At 56.3% G+C, this 16,465-nt stretch carries 10 protein-coding genes and 1 pseudogene; 5 read left to right on the forward strand and 6 right to left on the reverse strand.

Annotated elements, in window-relative coordinates; genetic code table 11:
- Window positions 1-375: 375 nt before the first annotated feature.
- Window positions 376-582, forward strand: a pseudogene (locus ACLD72_RS20535) (IS4 family transposase); the annotation flags it as partial.
- 389 nt (window positions 583-971) lie between these two features.
- Here ACLD72_RS20535 and ACLD72_RS20540 read toward each other — a convergent pair.
- Window positions 972-1,832 (reverse strand): helix-turn-helix domain-containing protein, encoded by an 861-nt coding sequence (locus tag ACLD72_RS20540; RefSeq protein ID WP_410999497.1) that lies wholly within the window; start codon window positions 1,830-1,832, stop codon window positions 972-974.
- A 130-nt stretch (window positions 1,833-1,962) separates the two neighbouring features.
- Between ACLD72_RS20540 and ACLD72_RS20545 the strand changes: the two genes are divergently transcribed.
- Genes ACLD72_RS20545 through ACLD72_RS20555 form a run of 3 tightly spaced genes read left to right on the forward strand, consistent with a single transcriptional unit; the run spans window position 1,963 to window position 4,783 of the window.
- On the forward strand, window positions 1,963-3,021 hold the full coding sequence (locus ACLD72_RS20545; RefSeq protein WP_410999495.1) for a Gfo/Idh/MocA family protein: 1,059 nt from the start codon (window positions 1,963-1,965) through the stop codon (window positions 3,019-3,021).
- Between the two features lie 14 nt (window positions 3,022-3,035).
- Entirely contained in the window at window positions 3,036-3,929 is an 894-nt protein-coding gene (locus ACLD72_RS20550) for a sugar phosphate isomerase/epimerase family protein (RefSeq protein WP_410999494.1), read from the forward strand.
- Window positions 3,926-4,783 (forward strand): sugar phosphate isomerase/epimerase family protein, encoded by an 858-nt coding sequence (locus ACLD72_RS20555; protein WP_410999492.1) that lies wholly within the window; start codon window positions 3,926-3,928, stop codon window positions 4,781-4,783. Before ACLD72_RS20550 ends, ACLD72_RS20555 begins: the two co-directional genes overlap by 4 nt.
- A gap of 222 nt (window positions 4,784-5,005) precedes the next feature.
- On the opposite strand, the gene ACLD72_RS20560 is transcribed toward ACLD72_RS20555, so the two are convergent.
- Window positions 5,006-6,631: an alkaline phosphatase gene (locus ACLD72_RS20560; protein ID WP_410999490.1), complete on the reverse strand. Its 1,626-nt coding sequence runs from the start codon at window positions 6,629-6,631 to the stop codon at window positions 5,006-5,008.
- A 248-nt stretch (window positions 6,632-6,879) separates the two neighbouring features.
- Here ACLD72_RS20560 and ACLD72_RS20565 point away from each other — a divergent pair, with 248 nt between their 5' ends.
- Window positions 6,880-7,392 (forward strand): hypothetical protein, encoded by a 513-nt coding sequence (locus ACLD72_RS20565; protein ID WP_410999488.1) that lies wholly within the window; start codon window positions 6,880-6,882, stop codon window positions 7,390-7,392.
- A 90-nt stretch (window positions 7,393-7,482) separates the two neighbouring features.
- On the opposite strand, the gene ACLD72_RS20570 is transcribed toward ACLD72_RS20565, so the two are convergent.
- The 4 genes from ACLD72_RS20570 to ACLD72_RS20585 form a co-directional block, all read right to left on the reverse strand.
- Window positions 7,483-10,215 carry an alpha-mannosidase gene (locus ACLD72_RS20570; RefSeq protein ID WP_410999486.1) on the reverse strand — a complete coding sequence of 911 codons (2,733 nt, stop codon included), beginning with the start codon at window positions 10,213-10,215 and terminating at the stop codon, window positions 7,483-7,485.
- A 264-nt stretch (window positions 10,216-10,479) separates the two neighbouring features.
- Complete coding sequence (locus ACLD72_RS20575; RefSeq protein ID WP_410999484.1) at window positions 10,480-11,478, reverse strand: glycoside hydrolase family 130 protein; 999 nt, start codon at window positions 11,476-11,478, stop codon at window positions 10,480-10,482.
- 416 nt (window positions 11,479-11,894) lie between these two features.
- Window positions 11,895-13,214, reverse strand: a complete 1,320-nt coding sequence (locus ACLD72_RS20580; protein ID WP_410999482.1) for a glycoside hydrolase family 125 protein — start codon at window positions 13,212-13,214, stop codon at window positions 11,895-11,897.
- Between the two features lie 33 nt (window positions 13,215-13,247).
- A complete protein-coding gene (locus ACLD72_RS20585) occupies window positions 13,248-16,460 on the reverse strand; it encodes an alpha-mannosidase (protein WP_410999480.1) in 3,213 nt (1,070 codons plus the stop codon).
- Between the last annotated feature and the right edge of the window lie 5 nt (window positions 16,461-16,465).

The following is a 16,465-nucleotide window of genomic DNA, read 5'->3' on the forward strand; positions in this document are numbered from 1 at the left end:
GACGAAGCCGTTTGGCCACTTCATCGCGATCAGCGCCTCCATGCAGGCCTGCTCGCTGTTATAACGGCTGGTGAATGGCTGAAGTTCCGTTCCCGCATTGATCTCCATGTTTGCTCGCCCCCAGATCAAGAATTTACGAACATAAGTTCCATTTATTTCATTATACCAAACGTACGTTCTCTTATCAAGCCGAAAATCTCACCTGAACCGCCTCATTTTTTTCCTCATCTTTTTATTTTTTCTTCTCTCTTTTGTTGGAACCTTTGCCTAGCCCCCACCCCCTGCCCTCTGAACGAAAGGGATAATTGTACAAAGGCTGCTGCAGGGACACCAAAACACCAAAACACCAAAATACGAACCCACTGGGCAGCTCCCCTCACCTGGCGTCGATTTGTGACACTGCTCGAGGGCGGCTACAGTGCAAAAGGTAGATGCGCTAACCTCGGCGGATCGTGATGGCCTCTTCATCGTTGACGCTTCCATGCTTCCATGTTTGAGCGGAATCGCAGCAAAGCGGTCGAGTTGCTTGCCCGATTTAGAGATCATGCAACCGTCACATTTTACAAGGGATCTCCTATGCTCTTGATCAACGAAGTAGCCCGAAAAGCCGAGAAGACACTGTCCGCCTCTGATTCAGCGTAAACTCCGGCAATGGATTGCTGCTTTGCCCAGCTAAATCAAGGCTTGTCCGCCGATTTTTTGCTGCGAAAGTTGAGTTATAAGTACAAAAAATGGCGTTATTCCGACGATACCCCCGACTTTGAGTAAAATAAAGGAAATTTATGTCGCTATTTTCTCAAATCGCAGAGTGGTGGCCGCTTTTTGCACCATTCATAGGAAAATAAGAACAAAAAATTCCGCTAATGGAGACGAACATGCTCATATCCGGATAATAAGTACATAAAGTTCCGCTATTTATGTGAAGGGGGGTTTTAGGCAGCCGCGTGGGCCATCATGCAAAGCCGCCGATATCATTGCCCGCCCCGGCTCCGGTAGCCGCTGGGGGAATGCCCGGTAATTCTCTTGAACACCCGCGAAAAATAAAACATATCGTGATAGCCGAGCGCCTCCCCGATTTCCTTGATGCTCATTTCCGTATTGAGCAAAATGTTTTTCGCTTCGGCCACCTTCAGCCGGTGGATAAATTCGCCTAGCGGATACCCTGTGTACTCGTGAATGATTCTGCGCAGCGTCGATACGGAAATATGATGCCTGGCCGCCAGCTCCCCCGGCTCCCGGCGGGCGTACAGCGACCCGGAGATGTCTTCGATTACCTTGAGTACGAACCGCCCCCGATTGCCCGTTTCAGCCTGGTCGGCCTGGGCTGCCAGCTCGTACAGGAACGCTTCGAGCAGCAGCGAGGCGCGGTCCAGATTGCTCGGCACGCCGCTCTCCAGAAGCATGAACATCATCTCCATCCGGTTTACGGCCGAATCATCGATCGCCGCCTTTTGGACCTCCCCCGGATGCTGCAGCCAGCTGCCCAACCATTCTCCAACCCGTTCCCCTTCGACGGTAAAATAATACTCGTCCCAATCCCCGCCCGCATGAGGACCGTAATTAAACTCGGCGCCGGGGAACAAGCAAAACCAGGAGCCTGCGGAAACCTCCTGCTTCTCCCCGCCGTTAACCTGGTAATAACCTCCGCCGCCGGTAATCACCACAAAAGCCCAATAGTTAAACTTCGCTTGGATGCGCTGCATCGTTCTGCCGGGCAAGTGGCCGGCGTTGACCACCGTTAGCGAACGGATTTTCCGCCTGCTGGAGTCGACGACCGGATTGAATACGCGGATTGGATGCGGACTGATCATATAATCCAGATATTTTGTCATCCTGCACATTCTCCCTTTAGAATTCCTGTGCTAAATTAAGGGTGCCTGAACAAATAAAACAAATTCGCGGCGAATTTTGCTTTATTGTAGCAAATTCATGCCGATGACGAAAGGGAGCTAAGCACGGAATATGAGCGAACTCAAAATCGGACTGATCGGCGCCGGATCGATCTCGGAATCCCATCTGCTGGCCTATCAGGCCAACCCGAAAGCCACGCTGTGGGCCATCTGCGACCTCAACGAAAGCAGAGCCCGGGCCATGGCGCGGAAGTACAACATTCCTCATGTGTACACCGACTATCACGACCTGCTCGCGAACCCTGATATACAGGCGGTCAGCATCTGCACCTGGAACAACAGCCACGCCGAAATCAGCATCGCCGCCCTCGAAGCGGGCAAAGACGTCCTTTGCGAGAAGCCGCTCTGCATTACCGTAGACGAAGCGCTCCAGGTACAGGAAGCGGTAAAGCGGACCGGCAAGCTGCTGCTGGTCGGCTACGTGCGGCGTTATGCTTCGAACATCGCCGTGCTCAAAAAGTTCATCGCTGCCGGGGACCTCGGCGAGATCTATTTTGCCAAAGCGAGCCTGGTCCGGCGCCTCGGCAATCCCGGCGGCTGGTTTGCCGACAAATCCCGCTCCGGCGGCGGCCCGCTAATCGATATCGGCGTGCACGTCATCGACCTGTGCTGGTATCTGATGGGCCGGCCCAAGGTGAAATCGGTTAGCGGCAACACCTATTACAAGCTGGGCAACCGGTCCAACATCGAGAACTACGCATTTTACCAAGCGGCGGACTACGATGCTTCCCTGAATACGGTGGAGGATATGGCCAATGCGCTGATCCGTTTCGAAAATGGGGCCTCCCTGATGGTGGACGTCAGCTTTTCGCTTCATGCCAAGCAGAACTCCGCTCTGGTCAATATTTACGGGGAAAAAGGCGGCGCCGAAATTGAACCGGAACTATCGATCGTTACGGAACGCCATAATACGATCATCAATATCGACCCGCAAATCAGTACGCCCGCTTTCGATTTCCAAGGAAGCTTCCAGAACGAGATCAACCACTTCGTGGACAGCTGTCTGGACGGCGTGCCGCCGATCAGCCCGGTGGAAGACGGTGTGGAGATCATCAAAATATTAAACGCGATTTACCAATCGGCCGAGGAAGGCCGAGAAATCCAGTTTTAGGAGGCCGTTAGCATATGAAGCTGAACAATAAGATCGGTATCATCGTCGACAGCTTGGGCCTGAGCGTTACGGAAGGCCTGAAAAAAGCGAAAGAACTCGGAGCCGAAGGCGTGCAAATCTACGCCGTATCCGGCGAAATGGACCCAGCCGCGCTGAGCGCGGCCAAACGTAAAGAGCTGCGGAGCTATATCGAAGGGCTGGGCCTGGAAATATCGGCGCTTTGCGGCGATCTGGGCGGCCACGGATTTCAGGACGCCGCCGCCAATCCGGCCAAAATCGAAAAGTCGAAGCGCATTCTCGATTTGGCCGTCGAGCTCGGCACGAACATCGTGACGACCCATATCGGCATCGTGCCGGAGGACCGGAACAGCCCGATCTACGCCGCCATGCAGCAGGCCTGCGAGGAGCTTGGCGTCTACGCCAAAAGCTTGAACGCCTATTTCGCCATCGAGACAGGCCCGGAGCCGGCCGCTCATTTGAAAAGCTTCCTGGACACGCTGAGCACGAACGGCGTTTCCGTCAATTTTGACCCGGCCAATATGGTGATGGTGACGGGCGATGATCCGGTGCAGGGCGTCACGACGCTGCGGGACTATATCGTGCATACGCATGTGAAGGACGGCGTACACCTGCGCCCGGTCGACCCCCGGGACGTATACGGCTATCTCGGCTACGAGGCGATGGATCACGAAAAGATCGCCGACATGGCTTCCTCGGGCGGCGCCGGGTTTGAGGAAGTTCCGCTGGGCGAAGGCCGGGTGGATTTTCCGGCTTATTTTGCCGCCCTGCAGGAAATCGGCTACACCGGCTATCTGACGATTGAGCGGGAAGTCGGCGACAAGCCGGAGGAAGATATCAGCAAAGCGGTCGAATTCATCCGGTCATTCCGGGAGCGAGGTAATATATGAAACTCGGAATAAGCTCTTATAGTCTTTATCAGGCCATGCAGGCGGACGGTATGACCATTCTGGAGGCGATCGATTGGATCGCCGGCATCGGCGGCGAGCATGCCGAAATCGTGCCGCTGGGCTTCGATTTAAGCCAAAATTCCGAGCTGATCGGGCAAATTCGCGAGCGGGCCGCAAAGGCCGGCATCGCCGTTTCCAACTACGCCATCGGCGCCAACTTCATAACGGACTCGGAGGAAGCTTACGAGGCGGAGATCCGCCGGGTCATGCGGGAAGTAGACATTGCCCATGCCCTCGGCGTCAAGCTGATGCGCCATGATGTCGCTTCCCGGCAGGATACCTCGATCGTGCGCTTTCAGGAGGATCTTCCGCGCATCGCCGAGGCCTGCCGGCGGATCGCCGATTATGCCGCGCAGTACGGCATTACGACCAGCCTGGAAAACCACGGCTATTACGTCCAAGCCAGCGACCGGGTGCAGGCGGTAATCCACGCGGTCGGCCGGCCGAATTACAAGACGACGCTGGACGTCGGGAACTTTGTGTGCGTGGACGAACATCCCGTAATTGCGGTAAACAAAAACATCGGCTACGCGTCGATAGTTCACGTCAAGGACTTCTACATCCGTCCGGCGGACCACAATCCCGGAGAAGGCTGGTTCCGCAGCGCGGGCGGCCAATATTTGCGCGGCGCGATCGCCGGCCAGGGCGACCTCGACCTGTGGGAGATTCTCCGCAACGTCAAGCGCTCCGGCTTTGACGGCTTCCTGTCCATCGAATACGAGGGCATGGAGGACTGCCGCAAAGGGACAAAAATCGCTTTTGACAATGTGCGGCGGATTTGGGAGGAAGTGTAGGCAGGCGGCCGTGAACTTCATTAGAAACATGCGTTTATAGGGGCGGGGTATACTAAAGTATACCTCGTAAAATCCAATAGAATTCCCTCAAACTGCCCGTTTTGCCGCTCCAACGCATATAAAAGGGACGGCCATCCGTCGGTATTACGACTTGACGGTGCCGCCCCCCTTTTACGTAATACAATTTACAGGTGAAAAATAAATCGGGTATCGCCGAGGTTATTACGGAATCAGGTCAAGCGCCTGCTGCGGCACAAAAGCTTCAGTTCCGTTGTACACGACCACGCCTTCCAGTTGCGTTTTCTTGCCGTTTAGGATGGCGATACTTTGGTACAGCGGCAATTCCAGCTTATCGCTGCCTTTGGTGACGACGATCTTGCCGTTTTTGTCATCGAGCTTGTAGGTCGCACCCTTGGCCGTGAAGGCTGGCTTGGCTTTTACAAACAATTTGTCCGTCGCTGCGTCCAAATCAAGCCCCATCACGCGTGCCATGTACTTGGCCACATCGGTGTTGTCGATCACACCCGTCGGACGGTCGCCGTTTGGCGCATAGGTGTACAATACCACATCGCCGCCCGTATGTCCGCCGGTCGTCCAGCCAATCCCCGACCGTTTGCTGATCATCGGACCCACCGTATAATTCAGGCTGCCCGCTTCGGCCTCTTTAATGGCTTTAATCTCGTCCGCCGTCAGGTCGGTAATGCCGAAATACTGGGCCATCACTTCTTTGATGTTGGTCCGCTTCGCGTTCAGCCTGGCTTCCAGCCCTTCGCCGGTCAGCTTGGCTTTTTTGAGCGGGCCGATAAACGTGGACAACGGCTCCTTGTCATAACTTCCGGTCGTCGACGCGTTGCCGATCGTCAATCCGCCGTTGCCGTGGTCGGTTACGGCCACAAGTGCGGTCTGCCCGTCTCTTTTGGCGAAATCGAGCGCAACCTTGACCGCCTCGTCAAAAGCCAGCACATCGCTAATGACCCCGATCGGATCGTTGGCGTGGGCGGCCCAGTCGACTTTGCTGCCTTCAACCATGAGGAAGAAACCGTCCTCGTCTTTGGACAACAATTCAATCGCTTTGGCAGTCATTTCCGCCAGGCTCGGCTCCTTGGACGGATCACGGTCCATGTCGTAGGCCATTCCGGCCGGTGCAAACGCTCCCCATATCTTGTTCGATTTCGACGACTTCAGTGCCGCCGAAGTCGTCACATAATCGTAACCGAGCGCTTTGATGGATGCGACCAAGTTGGCCCCGTCATTGCGGCCTTTAGCGTCCAAATATTTGGCGCCCCCGCCCAAAACGACGTCCATCCCGTTGTATACTTGCTGCATGCTAAGCGCGTCATAATTTTTGCGATCCGGATAATGGGCGGAAAAGTCCGCCGGAGTGGCGTGCATAATTTCGGAAGTAGCGATAATCCCCGTGGCTTTCCCCGACAGCTTGGCCGCCTCAAGCACCGAAGCGACCGGCTTCTTTTCGTCACCTGCCTGGATTTTGGCTTGCCCCGGCATTGTCGCTTTGTCCGGCAGCACTCCAACATAGCCCGTATGCGACTTATGCCCGGTGGCAAAAGCGGTCCCCGCCGGAGCCGAATCCGCGATCGCCGCGTCGGCCGAATGGGTGCGAACGAGACCGCTTGCCATTTGATCCAACGTCAGGCTGCCGCCTTTATACCATCTGGACAACGCCGTAGCGTCGTTCGCCATTCCGTCCGGAATGAGAATAATTACATTTTTGATAGCCGCCTCCGTCTCCTCCGCGGCCACGGTACCGCTTCCACCCGCCGATGCCGTGAAAATGACTGCCGAGGCAATCAGCAAGCTTGCCACCCTTTTCAAACCTTGTCCAAGCATGAACCATCCTCCATCTCATAAAATTCGCATGATTTTACATTTTCTAGTTTAATGGTTGTGCATTAACAACATGTAAATTGATTTCCTTATTTATGTAAAATTTCAACTACCCACCCGCTCGGACTGGTCGTGGGAATGTTAATAAAATGGTCAATGTTTTTAATACGATTGTATTATTTTTCCATTCCCCTTTGACGATAAATATGGTGTCAGTACCACAATCATTAGGCGGAATGGAGGTGAAATCGATGAATATACTTACGCCGGGAGTGATCAGCGGATTGATAGGAGCTTCCAATTATGTGCATGCGTCCAATACACCTATGGCGGTTTACAATAAGGAAGCGGCGAAAATTAATCCCGATACGGAAAAAATGGGAAGAGCTTTAGGCGTTGCCGGCAACGCTCTCAACTCTGCCAGAAGTGAAAGCGATAATGCGGCGGAGGAATTGGAAAAGGCACAGGAACAAGCAAAAAAGCAAGAAAAAGCCGAACAGGAAGCAAAACTGCAAAAGGATATGGAAGCGAAAATAAAGGCGCAGCAAGAGTATGCAAACCAACCTGCCGATACGGTAGAGATTAGCAAAGAAGGGCAGTTAGCACTCCATGGCAACGATCCGGCCAGCGTGCAACAAAAACCGGCTGCTGTTGAGACCAAGAGCCAACCCGCAGTTGAGCCCAAAATATACACATCCGACGGTACGGCCTCCACAGTATCCGCAGACATAAATATATCGCCGGCCATTTCGGTCAGGGTATAAGCTAGGAGAAAAAAAGGGCTGCGTCCCCGCTTGACCAACGGGGCAGTAGCCCAAATCATTTATCCGTTAAAAAGTCTTCGTCCGGCTGCGTTAACGCCGAATCCCGATCGTGACGATTTCGCAAGGTCCGGTCATTAGGGACAGACAGCCGACGGCGTCTTTACCCAGCGGGGTTCCCTCCTCCTCCAGAATCGTCGTTTTATAAAAATGCTCGTGGTCAAATTCCGCGCAGAACGTCAGCTCTCCCGGCAGCCGGCTCATATTGTACCAACGGAGCAGCAGATCGCCGGTTTCCGCGTTCATTTTCAGCGAAGAAAAAGCCAACTCCTTGCTTTCCCAACGGAACGGGGCAAAATTCGGGGCAAAGGTTCCTTCATGCACCCCGGTTTGGCACACGGTCCAAGGCACCTGGAACTGGTATGCCTCCGCAAACGTCCCGGAAGTGATGACTTCTCCACTGTGCGGAATCAGCTCCATCCGAGCCGTATGCGTGCCAAGGCACTGGGCTTCCGGCGTCGGGAACAAGCCCCAGTCGCCAAGTTCGCCCACGCAGCGCAGCAAAGTAACAGCGATTGTGTTACGGCCGTCACGCAGTATTTCGTATTCGTTCAGGCCGAGGTTAGCGACCGTCAATCCGCCCTCTTCCCCGCTCACGTCCACAAACGCTTGCTGATGCTGCGTGTTGCTCGGGTTCTCCCACTCCGGCGCCGGAACGTTGCTGCGCTCCGCGATTTCGAACATCGAATCGGCGCGGTGGACGGAAGCCTCCAGATCGGTCGGGAACAGCGCCCGAATGCGGTGGTCTTTCGCCGTATTGTCGATCGTCGTTTCGAGCTGCACGCCTCTGCCGCCGGCTTCAAGCGAAATGACCGTGCGCAGCTTCAGCGTCGTCAGCTTGCTGCTGCGCTGCGCCTTGCGCTGCGGATAATACACCAGCTCGCGCATCTCCTCGTCCAGCTTCTCATCGGCGGATGCCGGGATTTCCCATTCATGGCATACTTCCACCGCAGCGCGGTACGGCGTATCTTCCAGCACGCGAATTTGCGCCGCAAGTCCTTTGGTGGTCAGTGCTTTTTCGCCTTCCGGCTGCTTGTACATATATTCGTTGCCGATATCGCCGGTATCCTCATAGATGCCGAGATCGCGGTAGATTTTGCCGGTCGCTTTATCGGTCAGCGCAAACGATCCGTCGCCGGCGATCTCCACTTTCAGCCCGGCGTTTTCCATGGCCAAGCCGCCGGTGAACAGCGAGGCCGGTGCTGCCGCGGCGGCCGTTTGGCGGCGCACCCAGGCATAGGCGCGATGCCCCAGCGCCGGCACCTGCTTGGCCTGGAACGTCAGCTTCACCCGGCGGCACATGTACGGCTGCCGGAACTTGTCGTCCGGCAGATCGTAGCCAAACAGCAGGCCGAGGTCATCCACCGTGCAAGGCACAGCGTTCCCCGCCTCGTCCACCAGCTCACGGCCGGATAGGTTCACCGCCTTCATACGGCGGGCGGTTTCTTCAAGGCCGAGCCCCTCGCGCAAGTACAGGCGGGCGGCGTCCAGCTCCACGGTCACCGTGCCGGTGCGGTTCCAGCCGGTCGTGTTCATAACGACCAGCGGCAGCGGATCTTCGCCGTACCCGGCGAAGACCGAGGTGTTCACCGCCTCGGCGATGACTCGCTTGCTGTCGTCGATAATCGCCTCGGCGACGTGGCGGCTCTTGGCGAAGCGGGTGACCATCTCGCGGTGCACCTCGTCCACGCTGCAGCCGCAGATGCTGTCGTGCGGATGGTTTTGCATCAGCGTTTTCCAGGCATAGGTGAACAGATGGTGCGGATAGGCTTGCCCGAGCATATTCGCCACCGAAGCAAGTGGTTCAGCGACTTTTTCCAGCAGGGCCTGGCCTTCCTGGTTCATCTGCTTCAAATACACGCGCGCGGAAGCGGTATTGACCAGCGTGCCCCAGCCATCGGTGCGCTGGCTGCGCAGCTCGCCTTTGACGGTGGACAGTTCGCGGCCGCTCAGCGCCCCCTCCAGCGCCTTCAGGTAGTCCGGCAGGTTCGAATGCACAAACTTCGTGTCCGGGTACATCTGCTCTGCCGTGCGGATCGCTTCCGGCAGGTCGAGCTGCAGCGGCTGGTGGTCGCAGCCGTTCATGAACAGCAGCTCGCCTGTGGCCGCGTATTTTTCCGCGTCCGCCAGCTTGCGGTCCCAGAACGCCTTCGCCTCCGCTTCGTGTACCGGCACCTCGTTGCCGTTGGAGTACCAGTTGGCGAACAAAATGCCCAGCACCTTCGAGCCGTCCGGCCCTTCCCAGATCAACTCCGAGAAGGAGGATTCATACCCGCTGTCGGAGACGGTGTTATTGAAGCCGGTCGGCTTCACACCGCGGCCGAAAAAGGCGTTGTCGATGCCGGATTGCCGCATCAGCTGCGGCGTTTGGCCGACGAGCCCAAACGTGTCGGGGAAATAACCGATTTTCGCCGGCGCGCCGTATTGTTTTGCGTCTTGATGGCCGATCTGCATGTTGCGGATATTCGCTTCCCCGCTCGTCAAAAAAGCGTCCTGCAAAATGTACCATGGCCCGATCAGGATACGCCCTCTGCGGATATACTTCTCCAGCCGCTCCTTGTTTTCGGGGCGGACCTGCAGGTAATCCTCCAGAATAATCGTTTGCCCGTCGAGGTAAAAGCTTTTGAACGCCGTATCGCCGTCCAATTTGTCCAGCAGCGCGTCCACCAGCTGAACGAGGCGAACGTGGTGCTTCTCGTAAGGCAGATACCATTCCCGGTCCCAGTGCGTATGGGAAATGATATGCGCCGTTCTTTTCTTCTTCATTCCGTGACCCCCTCATTAAAATAGCGGAACATTATGGTCTTATTTTCGAATTTGAGCTTGATTTATCACCATTAGCGGAATTTTTTGTTCTTATTTTCCAACGAACGGCTTAAAATAGACGGCCATTTCCCTGCGATTCGAAAAAATAGCGACATAAAATTCCTCTATTGCACTCTAGTGGGTGATGTTTCCGTAATTGCGACATTATTTTCCCTTATTTGTTCAACAGACTAATATTTGCAATTATTCGCCAGTTCGGTACGTTCAAGCTTCCGTTTCCAAAGGATACTCTTCCATGTATTTCAGCAACTCGTCCACGGTCGTGAACGCCAGGCCGGTTACCGTGTCGGCGCAGCCATAGTAGATGGCGATCCGGCCGGTTTCGGCGTCGGTCAAAGCCGCGCACGGGAACGTGACGTTCGGCACGTCGCCCACGCATTCGTACAGCGTTTCCGGGCCGAGGATGTAGTTGCGCGAGCGCGCTTTAACGATCCAGGGCTTGTCGGTGTCCAGCAGGGCGCAGCCCATGCGGTAAACGAATCCATTGCACGTATTGATAACGCCATGGTAAATGAGCAGCCAGCCTTTGTCGGTTTCGATCGGAACCGGCCCGGGGCCGATTTTTTTGGATTGCCATGCGGAGGCGTCGCCGTTAATTGTACCCATCACATAACGGTGTTTGCCCCAGAACGTCAGGTCCGGGCTTTCGCTGTAAAAAATATCGCCGAACGGCGTGTGACCGGTATCGCTCGGACGGCTGAGCATCGCGTAGCGTTCGCCGATCTTGCGCGGAAACAGCACGCCGTTGCGGTTATATGGCAAAAAGGCGTTTTCCAGCTGATGGAACGTTTTAAAGTCAGTCGTATAGGCGATGCCGATCGTTGGGCCGTGGTAGCCGTTGCACCAGGTGATGTAATAGCGGTCGCCGATTTTGCAAACGCGTGGATCGTAGCGGTATTCCCGCTTGGTCACTTCCTCGTCCCCTTCGAACTGAATCGGGTCGTGGTTGATTTTCCAGTTGATCCCGTCGTCGCTGAATCCGGCAAAAATGTCCATGCTGACCGAACGGGAATCGCAGCGGAACACGCCGGCAAATCCGCCTTCAAAAGGCACAACCGCCGAGTTGAACACGCTGTTGGAGTTCGGGATCGCGTGGCGTTCGATAATCGGGTTTTGCGAGTAACGCCAGACCGGGGCGTTCAGGCCTGCCGGTTTGTCTTGCCAAGGGATGTTTTTCAGGGCTTCGCCAATAATTTTGCTCATCGTCATGTCTCCTTCTTGTATAAAAGGTTTATTTATCGGATATGATGCCAGGTCCAGTCTTATCGAGTCCAATCGAGTCCTATCCGCCGGCTAATTTACACCCATGCGTCTCATTCTAACGGACACCAGCGCCGTTATTTCGGTAAAATCCAGAGCTTTTAGAATGTAACGGACACAGTTGACCTTATTTAGCATTTCGGTGCGTGTTTTCGGTCATTTTGGCGCAAATAAGTGCACATGAGTCCGTTAGAAGTTGAAACGCCGGGTTTTCGGGCCAATAAGGGCGCTGGAGTCCGTTAGCCGTATGTGGCCTGACCGATACGACTTTCCAACACGTTCCCCCGACACGCCCTACAAATGTGCCCTACTGACACGCCTACTGACATGCCCCACTGGCATGCCCATCGGACACGCCCCTACAAAATGCCTTCCTGCATCGCCCGGTACACGAGCTGCGAGAACAGGCTGTTCGACCAGGCGAACCATTTGCGCGTGAACGTGTTCGGATCATCGGCGTGGAAGCCTTCATGCATGTAGCCCGTGCCGGCGTCGGTCGCTTCCAGCATCGCGATCATCTCCAGTTTTTCTTCCTTCGATTGCGCCGTCAGGCCCTGCATCGACAAGGCCATATGCCAGATGTAATCCTTCGGCGTATGCGGGCTGCCGATGCCTTTTGCCGCTTTGCCTTCGAAGTAGAACGGGTTTTCCTTGCTCAGGGCAAAACGCCGCGTATTTTGATAAACCGGATCGTCCGCGCAGGCATAACCGAGATACGGAATGGACATCAGGCCCGGTGTGCCGGCGTCGTCCATCAGGCAGTAATTGCCGAAGCCGTCGGTTTCATAAGCGTAAATCGGGCCGAATTCCGGGTGCCGGTAGATGCCGTACAGCTTGATCCCATGATCGACCTCAAATTCCAGCTCCTTGAGCTCAGCCAGGAAATCCAAGTCGCGGAACACCCATTCGGCGAATTCCTGCATCTGGCGCAGCGTAACGACGGCGAACATGTTGCCCGGAATGTTGTAATGGAAATCGCAGGCGTCATCGCTCGAGCGGAAGCCCGACCAGATCATCCCGGTGTAATTGACCGGCATGCCCAGACCGCCGTTCCGCAAGGAATCGGTCGGAATGCCGTTGTTGCGGGTGAACCGGTACGGCGACTGCTCAAAATGGCGCTGCTCGGTTTTGAATAGCTCGTAAATTTTCCGCATCGCCGCTTTGAAGCCGGCATCGAAAATGTCGGTCAGTTCGGTTTCTTTCCAGTACGCATAAGCCAGCCGGACAACGAAACAGAGGGAGTCGATTTCGAATTTCCGCTCCCACACCCAAGGCGACATCTCCGTTCCGTCCGCCGTGTTCCAGTGCCAATCGTTCGCCGTTTCATTAAAAGCGTTGGCATACGGGTCAATCTGGACGTATTGGATATGACGCTTGATCAATCCGCCGATGATGCGCTGCAGCTCGGGATCGTGTTTGGCCAGCGGCACGTAGTGGATGACCTGTTCCACCGAATCGCGCAGCCAGGAGGCCGGGATGTCTCCGGTGATGACAAAGGTCGTGCCGTCATCCATCAGCTTGGTCGTCGTTTCCAGGGTGTTCGGGAAACAATTTTTGAACAGCTGCAAAAGCTTCGGACGATGCGCAAGCTTCACCTCAGCTTCGGCCAGCACATTCTGAACGGCCTGCGGCAGCTCCAGCTTCGGCATCGGGATTTTCGGGAGTCTAAATTGTTCCATGAGCAGTCTCGCTCCTTTATCGGTCTGATTTATTCATCCGTTGATTTTAATCGTTTTGATCTCGTACGGGGCAAAATCGAGCCGGATCGAGTCCGCTTCGGCTGCCAGCGGCTCAAGCTCCTGTTCGAGCGCATTCGATACGTATACCCTGCTGTACGGCTGCTTCCAGCTCAGCTCCACGCGCTCGCGGCCGCCGGCGGATTCATAGAACCGCAGGATAACGCCGCTTCCGTCCTCGGCCGGTTTCACCGTATCGAGCACGACATGCTCGCCGGTAAAGCCGATCAGCGATTGCGCGGGCGGCAGCGTTCCCTGGTGCGCCTCTTGGGCAAAGACCGCCGGAATATGGTTCAGTTCAGCCGCGGCGCGCACCGTATGGGCCGCCTGCCAATCCCCAAGATGCGGGTACAGTGAATACGTGAATTCGTGCTCGCCCAGATCCGCCGTAACGTCCGGCCATTTCGGCGCGCGCAGCAGGGATAGGCGGATGGTGCTGCCCTGAACGTCATAGCCGTATTTGCAGTCGTTCAACAGGCTTACGCCATAGCCCCGTTCCGAGACGTCCACAAAACGGTGGCCGCACACTTCGTATTGCGCTTGCTCCCAGCTCGTATTGCGGTGCGTGACGCGCTCAAGGGCGCCGAACGGAATTTCGTAGGCCGCTTTGTCCGTAACGACATCGATCGGGAACCCAACCTTCAGCAGCTTGTGAGCTTCGTTCCAGTTCACCTTCGTCCGGAAATCGATCCGCCGGTCATGATGATACAGGATTAGGTCCTGCGTGATTTCCGACTGCCCGATGCGCCAGCGGAATTGCAGCACATCTTTGACCTTGCCGCGGGCCACGAGCCGGCTTTCCAGCAATTTCGCTTGCCCGGCCGGCTGCTGTTCGTAGCGGCTGTCGATGTCCCAGGCGTCCCACAGCGTCGGGCGGTCATGGAAGAAGTGGAAGCAGTTCGCCGCTTCGCCCGGTTTCACGATTTCACGGTTCGCCGCTTTGTCCCAAAGACTTACGATTTCGCCGCGCTCATTAAACGTTAAGCGGTAGTGGTCCGTTTCCCAACGATCAGTGAACATCCGTTCCTTGGCGGCCAGGCTCTTCTCCTGCAGGACCTGGCCGACGGCAGCGAGGATATCCGCCTTATCCGCCCCTCCGTCTGCCGCTCCTCCAACTGGCGCAGCTGTCAACGAATCCGCTTCACTTCTCAGCCAAATCGTCTTGTATCCGAACGCCGGAACCTCCGGCACGCGCACCCAAGCCGCCTCGGCATTTCCGCCCGTTCCCGGCAGCAAGTCGAGCGCAAGCCGCGCGCCGTTTTCGTCATAGGCGGCAACGGAGCGGCCAAAGCCGTTCCCGGGAACCTCGATCACCGCGTCGCGGGACCAGCCGAGGCTGTTAAACACGATGTAGGGCTTGCCTTCGCCCGCCGTGGCGATCTGCCCGGCCAGCGCCGTCAGGCCTTGCCGCAGACCGGAGTTCCCTTTTGCGAAAATTTCCGTATATTCTTTTTCCGACGTTTCGTACGCTTCCGTAATCGCCGAACCCGGGATGATGTCATGAAACTGATTCAGCAAAATCAGCTTCCAGCCGTCATGCAGCGTGTTTTGCACCTCGCGCTGACGTTCCGCCGTCAGCAACGAAGCCGACGAAGCCGACGAAGCCGCCAGCGTATTCCACACTTCCGCCTCGCGGTACAAAATTTCCGCTTTCCGGTTGTTCCGCTTGTTGCGGCCATGGGTCGTGTACGTTCCGCGGTGCAGCTCCAGGTACAAGTCTCCGTGCCACGACGGCAGCTGCGGCTCCGCCGCTTCAATCCCGGCAAAAAACGCCGCCGCCGTGCTGTATTCGCTAGCCGGCTGGCCGGTCATCAGTTCGGAGCGATCGATATACTCCAGCATTTCGCGGGTTACGCCGCCGCCGCCGTCGCCGTGCCCGTACAGCAGCATCTGCTCGGGATGCGCGGCTTTCTCCCGGTAAGACTGCCAGTGATCGTGCACGTCTTTCGGCAGTGTATTTTCGTTGACACCGTGGTTCAAATAAGACAACATCGGCGTGCCGTCGATGCCGACCCAATGGAACAGATCGTACGGGAACACATTGGTGTCGTTCCAGCCTAGCTTCGTCGTCATAAAATAGCGGATGCCGCCATGCCGCAAAATCTGCGGCAAGGAAGCGCAGTAGCCAAACGTGTCCGGCAGCCATTCGATGTCCGAGGTTTGGCCGAACTCCTCCAGGTAGAAGCGCTGACCGTACAGCATTTGCCGCATTAGCGACTCGCCGCTCGGCAGATTGAGGTCAGGCTCGACCCACATGCCGCCGACCAGTTCCCATCGCCCTTCCTTAATTCTCGCCTTAACCCGCTCGTACAGCTCGGGGTCGTTGTCCTTCAAATAAGCGAACAGCTGCGGCTGGCTTTGCGCGTACCGGTACTGCGGGTATTCGCGCATCAGAGCGTCAACCGTCGCGAACGTGCGGCTCGCTTTCCGCACCGTTTCACGCGCCGGCCACAGCCAGGCGATATCGATGTGCGACTGGCCGATCATATGGATCAGGCCTTCGGCGTTGCCGCCGATCGCCTTAACCCGCTCCGCCAGCCGCCGCTCGATTTCGGCGATCCCGCCGCCATCTTGAACCGCATCAGGATCAAGCGCCACGAACTCGTCCATCGCAGCGTGCAGCGCCTCGATCAGCCGCGTGCGCCGCATATCTTGCTCCGGCAGCAGCACGGCGGAATCGCGGATCACGGTCGCCGTATACATCAGGCTTTGCACCGGACGGTTGACCAGCACCAGCTTGCTCTGGATCGAAGAAATCGGCGGCTGAATGACCGCCTGCCGGTTCAGCGGATCGATTGGCTCCGGAATCGGATCAAACAGTTCGATTTCAAGCTGAAGCGGACGATTCCCCTGCTCCCGGGGCAAAGTCACAAAAGTGTGGTTCCGGTCGAGGCCTTGATATGACTTTCCGTCGATTCTCAGCAGCCCTTCGCCCCCGGAGGCAAATACAAGGCCGGCATGGCCGCCCTGCCAGCGGTCCGGGATCGTTAACTCGCTCCTAAAAAAATACGTCGTTCCCTGTGTGCTCGGAAACCGCTCCAGCCCTTGACCCTCCGGGTAGCCGGTCTTCTCGGTGTACTTTCCGGGAACCAAATATGCCGACTTCGTGATCTTCCAATTGCGCAGCTCGATTTGCTCCAGCCACGCTGTGTCCGACAGTTCCCGAATAAAACGTCTGATCCGTTCCATTTTTC

This window comes from Paenibacillus lacisediminis, from assembly GCF_046567315.2.

Bases quoted from the DNA above. Each gene is read 5' to 3' on its own strand.
- ACLD72_RS20540 (WP_410999497.1), bottom strand. From the start codon at position 1,832: ATGACAAAATATCTGGATTATATGATCAGTCCGCATCCAATCCGCGTA.
- ACLD72_RS20545 (WP_410999495.1), top strand. From the start codon at position 1,963: ATGAGCGAACTCAAAATCGGACTGATCGGCGCCGGATCGATCTCGGAA.
- ACLD72_RS20550 (WP_410999494.1), top strand. From the start codon at position 3,036: ATGAAGCTGAACAATAAGATCGGTATCATCGTCGACAGCTTGGGCCTG.
- ACLD72_RS20555 (WP_410999492.1), top strand. From the start codon at position 3,926: ATGAAACTCGGAATAAGCTCTTATAGTCTTTATCAGGCCATGCAGGCG.
- ACLD72_RS20560 (WP_410999490.1), bottom strand. From the start codon at position 6,631: ATGCTTGGACAAGGTTTGAAAAGGGTGGCAAGCTTGCTGATTGCCTCG.
- ACLD72_RS20565 (WP_410999488.1), top strand. From the start codon at position 6,880: ATGAATATACTTACGCCGGGAGTGATCAGCGGATTGATAGGAGCTTCC.
- ACLD72_RS20570 (WP_410999486.1), bottom strand. From the start codon at position 10,215: ATGAAGAAGAAAAGAACGGCGCATATCATTTCCCATACGCACTGGGAC.
- ACLD72_RS20575 (WP_410999484.1), bottom strand. From the start codon at position 11,478: ATGAGCAAAATTATTGGCGAAGCCCTGAAAAACATCCCTTGGCAAGAC.
- ACLD72_RS20580 (WP_410999482.1), bottom strand. From the start codon at position 13,214: ATGGAACAATTTAGACTCCCGAAAATCCCGATGCCGAAGCTGGAGCTG.
- ACLD72_RS20585 (WP_410999480.1), bottom strand. From the start codon at position 16,460: ATGGAACGGATCAGACGTTTTATTCGGGAACTGTCGGACACAGCGTGG.